This is a genomic window from Mycobacterium sp., from assembly GCF_035499775.1.
Taxonomy (GTDB): Bacteria; Actinomycetota; Actinomycetes; order Mycobacteriales; family Mycobacteriaceae; genus Mycobacterium.
The window spans coordinates 1-4,931 of the sequence record NZ_DATJYB010000213.1 but is presented as its reverse complement, the minus strand read 5'-3'; the positions used below and the strand labels follow the sequence as shown (position 1 = coordinate 4,931).

General features: G+C 66.4%; 6 protein-coding genes. All 6 read right to left on the bottom strand.

Annotated elements, in window-relative coordinates:
* The coding region (gene nuoL, locus VML93_RS13995; RefSeq protein WP_325611441.1) for an NADH-quinone oxidoreductase subunit L at positions 1-1,586 on the bottom strand (1,586 nt) is incomplete at its 3' end.
* An 11-nt stretch (positions 1,587-1,597) separates the two neighbouring features.
* Complete coding sequence (gene nuoK, locus VML93_RS13990; RefSeq protein ID WP_325611439.1) at positions 1,598-1,897, bottom strand: NADH-quinone oxidoreductase subunit NuoK; 300 nt, start codon at positions 1,895-1,897, stop codon at positions 1,598-1,600.
* Positions 1,894-2,670, bottom strand: a complete 777-nt coding sequence (locus tag VML93_RS13985) for an NADH-quinone oxidoreductase subunit J (RefSeq protein ID WP_325611443.1) — start codon at positions 2,668-2,670, stop codon at positions 1,894-1,896. Before VML93_RS13985 ends, nuoK begins: the two co-directional genes overlap by 4 nt.
* A gap of 8 nt (positions 2,671-2,678) precedes the next feature.
* Positions 2,679-3,236 carry an NADH-quinone oxidoreductase subunit NuoI gene (gene nuoI, locus VML93_RS13980; protein WP_325611438.1) on the bottom strand — a complete coding sequence of 186 codons (558 nt, stop codon included), beginning with the start codon at positions 3,234-3,236 and terminating at the stop codon, positions 2,679-2,681.
* Complete coding sequence (gene nuoH / locus VML93_RS13975; protein WP_325611436.1) at positions 3,229-4,503, bottom strand: NADH-quinone oxidoreductase subunit NuoH; 1,275 nt, start codon at positions 4,501-4,503, stop codon at positions 3,229-3,231. The genes nuoI and nuoH overlap by 8 nt, the downstream gene beginning before the upstream one ends.
* A partial coding sequence (locus tag VML93_RS13970; RefSeq protein WP_325611434.1) for a molybdopterin dinucleotide binding domain-containing protein occupies positions 4,500-4,931 on the bottom strand: 432 nt, incomplete at its 5' end. The genes VML93_RS13970 and nuoH, both read right to left, overlap by 4 nt.

The window sequence follows — 4,931 nt, the reverse complement described above, 5'->3', positions numbered from 1 at the left end:
GCTCTGCCGCCGTACATCCGGTAGGCGACGGCGATTCCGACCGCGACGACGGCCAGCGCCAGGCCGGTGCTGACCCACCACGGCAGCGCCTGGGCGCTCTCCTCGTGAACTCCGACGACCGGCTCGAGCCAGTGCTGCAGGGCGTCGCCCCAGTTGAACAGCCAACCGGAGAGCACCGACCCGACAGCCAGCAGGATCATCGGCCAAGTCATCAGGCTCGGCGCCTCGTGCGGGTGTAAGCCTGGGGCCCAGCGCTTTTCGCCGAAGAACGTCATCAGCATCACCCGCGTCATGTAGAACGCGGTGATGCCCGCGCCCAGCAGCGCGGCCCCGCCCAGCAGGTAGCCCCGGGTGTCGCCGCTGCTCAGCGCGGCCTCGATGATGGCGTCCTTGGAGAAGAAGCCGGCGAACGGCGGCACACCGATGATCGCCAGATACCCCAGCCCGAACGTGACGAAAGTGATTGGCAGCGCTCGCCACAGGCCACCGTAGCGGCGCATGTTCTGCTCTTCGTGCATCGCGTGGATGACTGCGCCGGAGCCGAGGAACAAGCCCGCCTTGAAGAAGCCGTGGGTGAGCAGGTGCATGATCGCGAAGGGGTAGCCAACCGGGCCCAGGCCGGCGGCCAGCACCATGTAGCCGATCTGGCTCATCGTCGAGGCGGCCAGCGCACGCTTGATGTCGTCCTTGGCACAGCCGATGAACGCCCCGAGCAGCAGCGTGACGACGCCGACGAGGACCACCGCCAGCTGCGCGTCGGGCGCCAAATTGTAGAGCGGGTTGGACCGCACGATCAGGTACACGCCGGCGGTCACCATGGTGGCGGCGTGGATCAGCGCGGACACCGGGGTGGGGCCCTCCATCGCGTCACCCAACCAGGCCTGCAGTGGAACCTGGGCGGACTTGGCGCACGCGCCCAGCAGCAACAGCAACCCCATCGCGGTCAGCGCGCCGCGACTCGCGCCGGGTGCGGCGGCGAACACCTCGGTATAGGAGAGGGTGCCGAAGGTGCTGAACATCAGGAACATGCCCAGGGCGAGGCCGGCGTCGCCGACCCGGTTCATCACGAACGCCTTCTTGGCCGCGGTGGCCGCCGACGGCTTGTGGTACCAGAAACCGATCAGCAGGTAGGACGCCAGGCCGACGCCTTCCCAGCCGACGTAGAGCAGCGCGTAGTTGTCGGCGACCACCAGCAGCAGCATCGAGGCCAGGAACAGGTTGAGGTAGCCGAAAAACCGGCGGCGGTCCGGGTCATCGGCCATGTAGGCGACCGAATAGATGTGGATCAGCGACCCGACCCCGGTGATCAGCAGCACGAAACACATTGACAGCTGGTCGATCTGCAGCCCGAAGTCGACCTGCAGCTGGCCGACCGGTATCCAGGTGAACACCCTCTGGTGGATGACGCGGTCGGCTCCGTCCCGGCCGAGAACGTCGGCGAGCAACGTCGCGCCGACCCCGAATGCCGAGACGGCGGCGAGGCAGCCCAGCCAATGGCCCCACGCGTCGGTGCGTCTACCACCGAACAGCAAGATAGCGGCACCCGCCAGCGGTAGCGCCACCAGCAGCCAGGTGTAGTGAGTCATGTTGGCGTTCTTCAGCCTTTGAGTAGATTCGCGTCGTCGACGGACGCCGACTTACGGGCACGGAAAATCGTCATGATGATGGCCAGGCCGACGACGACCTCGCAGGCTGCCACCACCATCGTGAAGAACGCGATCATCTGGCCGTCCAGGCGCCCGTGCAGCCGGGCGAAGGTGACGAACGCCAGGTTGACGGCATTGAGCATCAGCTCGACGCACATGAACATCACGATGGCGTTGCGCCGCAACAGCACACCGGCGGCGCCGATGGTGAACAGCAGGGCCGAAAGGTAAAGGTAGTTGGCCGGATTCATGACGTACCGCCCTGGCCGGCTTCGGCAGTGGTGATTTCTTTTCCGTCGGCCCCGCGGGTCCGCAGAATCTTGGAGACCGACAACTCGGAGTAGGAGCCGTCGGGAAGCAGCGCGGCCACGTCGACCGCGTTCTGGCGTGCGTAGACACCGGGATTGGGCAGTGGCGTCGGGTGCCCGCCGGGACGGAAGCGCTCCTGGGAGAGCTCCCGCTGGGTCTTGCGGCGCTCGAAACGTTCCCGGTGGGCCAGCACCATCGCGCCGACGGCCGCGGTGATCAGCAGCGCGCTGGTCAACTCGAATGCCCACAGGTACCGGGAAAAGATCAGTGCCGCCAGGCCTTCGACGTTGCCGTCGGAATTCGCGGCGGACAGTCCGGTGAAGCCCCCGGTCGCCACGTTCCCCATGGCCGCGATCAGCAGCACGCCGAACCCGACTCCGGTCGCCACGCCGGCGACCCGCTGTCCGCGCAGCGTCTCCTTCAGTGATTCCGCGGAGTCCACGCCGATCAGCATCAGCACGAACAAGAACAGCATCATCACGGCACCGGTGTAGACGACGACTTGAACGACGCCCAGGAACAGCGCGTCCTGGACCATGTAGAACACCGCCAGCACGATCATCGTCATCGCCAAGAACATTGCCGAGTAGACGGCGTTGACCGACAGCACCACTCCGACCGCGCCGATCAGCGCCACCACACCGAGCACCCAGAACGTCACGGCCTCACCGGTGGAGGTGCGGGTGATGGTGTCGGTCGCCAGGTTCGCGGCCAAGCTGGCGATCACGGGGCGTCTCCGTCTTCGGGTGCTGCGCTTTGCTTCTCGCGCAAGCCCTTTGCGGTCACGTTGCCCTGGTAGTAGTCCTTGTCCGTGGCGCCCGTGGCCCGGGGATGCGGCGGCGCGGACATCTCGGGCAGCAGCGGGGCCAGCAGCCGGTCTTTCTCGTAGATCAGGTCGGCGCGGTTGTCGTCGGCCATCTCGTAGTCGTTGGTCATCGTCAGGGCCCGGGTCGGGCAGGCCTCGATGCACAGACCGCAGCCGATGCAGCGCAGATAGTTGATCTGATACACCCGCCCGTAGCGTTCGCCCGGCGAGAACCTCTGTTCGTCGGTGTTGTCGGCGCCCTCGACGTAGATCGCGTCGGCCGGACACGCCCAGGCGCACAACTCGCAGCCGATGCATTTCTCCAGGCCGTCGGGGTACCGGTTGAGTTGGTGACGGCCGTGGTAGCGCGGCGCGACCGGGCCCGGTTTCTCCGGATACTCCTCGGTGACCGTCTTCTTGAACATCGACCCGAAGGTCACGCCGAAGCCGGCCAGCGGGTCAAGGAACTTAGGCACGTGCGTTCTCCTTGCTCAGATCGACTTTCTGCCCCGCAACTTGACCTGGCAGCGGCGGTGTCGGGAATGCCGGTGCGGCGCTGACACTTTCCGCGCTGTCCGCGTTCAGCTTGCGGCGCTGTCGCGCCAGGGCACGGGCACTGGGCGCGCTGAACGGCTTGCGCAGCAACGCCAACAGCAGTACGCCCATCACGAAGCTGGCGATGACCAGCACCAGGGTCCACTGCTGGAAACCCTCGTTCTTCAGCGTGCGGATGACGGCCGCGACCATGATCCACACCAGCGAGAAGGGGATCAGCAGCTTCCAGCCCAGCGCCATGAACTGGTCGTAGCGGAACCGGGGGAGGGTGGCCCGCAGCCAGAAGTAGATGAACAAGAACGTCCACACCTTGGCGGTGAACCAGAGCACCGGCCACCAGCCGGTATTGGCTCCGGCCCACATGTTCAGCGGCCAGGGAGCATGCCAGCCGCCCAGGAACATGGTCGCGGCCAGCGCCGAAACCGTGGTCATGTTGACGTATTCGGCGAGCATGAACATCGCGAACTTGAGCGACGAGTATTCGGTGTGGAAACCCGCGACCAGCTCGCCCTCGGCTTCGGGCAGATCGAATGGGGCCCGGTTGGTTTCACCGACCATCGAGATCAGGTAGACCAGGAACGACGGCAGCAACAGAAACACATACCAGCCGCCGTCCTGCGCGCTGACGATCTCGGACGTCGACATGCTGCTGGCGTACAGGAACACCGCCGCGAACGACAGCCCCATCGCCACTTCGTACGAGATGACCTGGGCGGTGGATCGCACCCCGCCCAGCAGCGGATAGGTGGAGCCCGATGCCCAGCCGCCCAGCACGATGCCGTACACCCCGATCGCCGACAGCCCCAGGATGAACAGCACCGCGACCGGGAGATCGGTCAGCTGCAGCGGGGTGCGGTGGCCGAATATCGACACCTCGGGACCGAACGGGATGAACGCGAACGCCGTGAACGCGGGAATCACCGAAATGACCGGCGCCGCAAAGTATACGAACTTGTCGATGCCGAAGGGGGTGATGCTCTCCTTCAGTGCCAGCTTGATGCCGTCGGCCAGGCTCTGCAGGTAACCGTTCGGGCCGACCCGGTTGGGACCGGGCCGCAGCTGCATCCGGCCCAGCAGCTTGCGCTCGGCCAGGATCGCCACCAGCACCGTGAGCATGAGGAACACGAATATCGCCAGCGATTTGCCGAGCACCAGCCACCAGACGTCGCGTCCGAAGATATTGTTCATGAACTCACTCCGATTCGCACAACGCTTCCGATTGTTACGCCCAGTTGCCGGTGCACCGCCGAACCCGGAGAGTTCAGCGGCAGCCACACCACCCGGTCGGGCATGTCGGTGATGGTCAGCGGCAGGGTGATCGAGCCGCGCGCGGTGCTGACCGTCACCTCGTCGCCGTCGGCGGCGCCGATCTCAGCCGCCGTGTCGGACGACAAACGCACCACGGGCGGGCGCGCGGTGCCGGCCAGATACGGCTCGCCGTCCTGCAGACGGCCCGCGTCGAGCAGCTGGCGCCAGCCGGTCAGCACCGCCTCGCCGGCCCCGGGTTGGGGCGCCTGCGGGGCGGCGACCTGGGGGCTCGCGGCGTGCTCGCCGTCCCAGGTGCCCAGCCCGGACAGCTCCTGGCGGGCCGCCTCGACAGTGGACAGTCCCAGGTA

Bases quoted from the DNA above. Each gene is read 5' to 3' on its own strand.
- nuoK (WP_325611439.1), bottom strand. From the start codon at position 1,897: ATGAATCCGGCCAACTACCTTTACCTTTCGGCCCTGCTGTTCACCATC.
- nuoH (WP_325611436.1), bottom strand. From the start codon at position 4,503: ATGAACAATATCTTCGGACGCGACGTCTGGTGGCTGGTGCTCGGCAAA.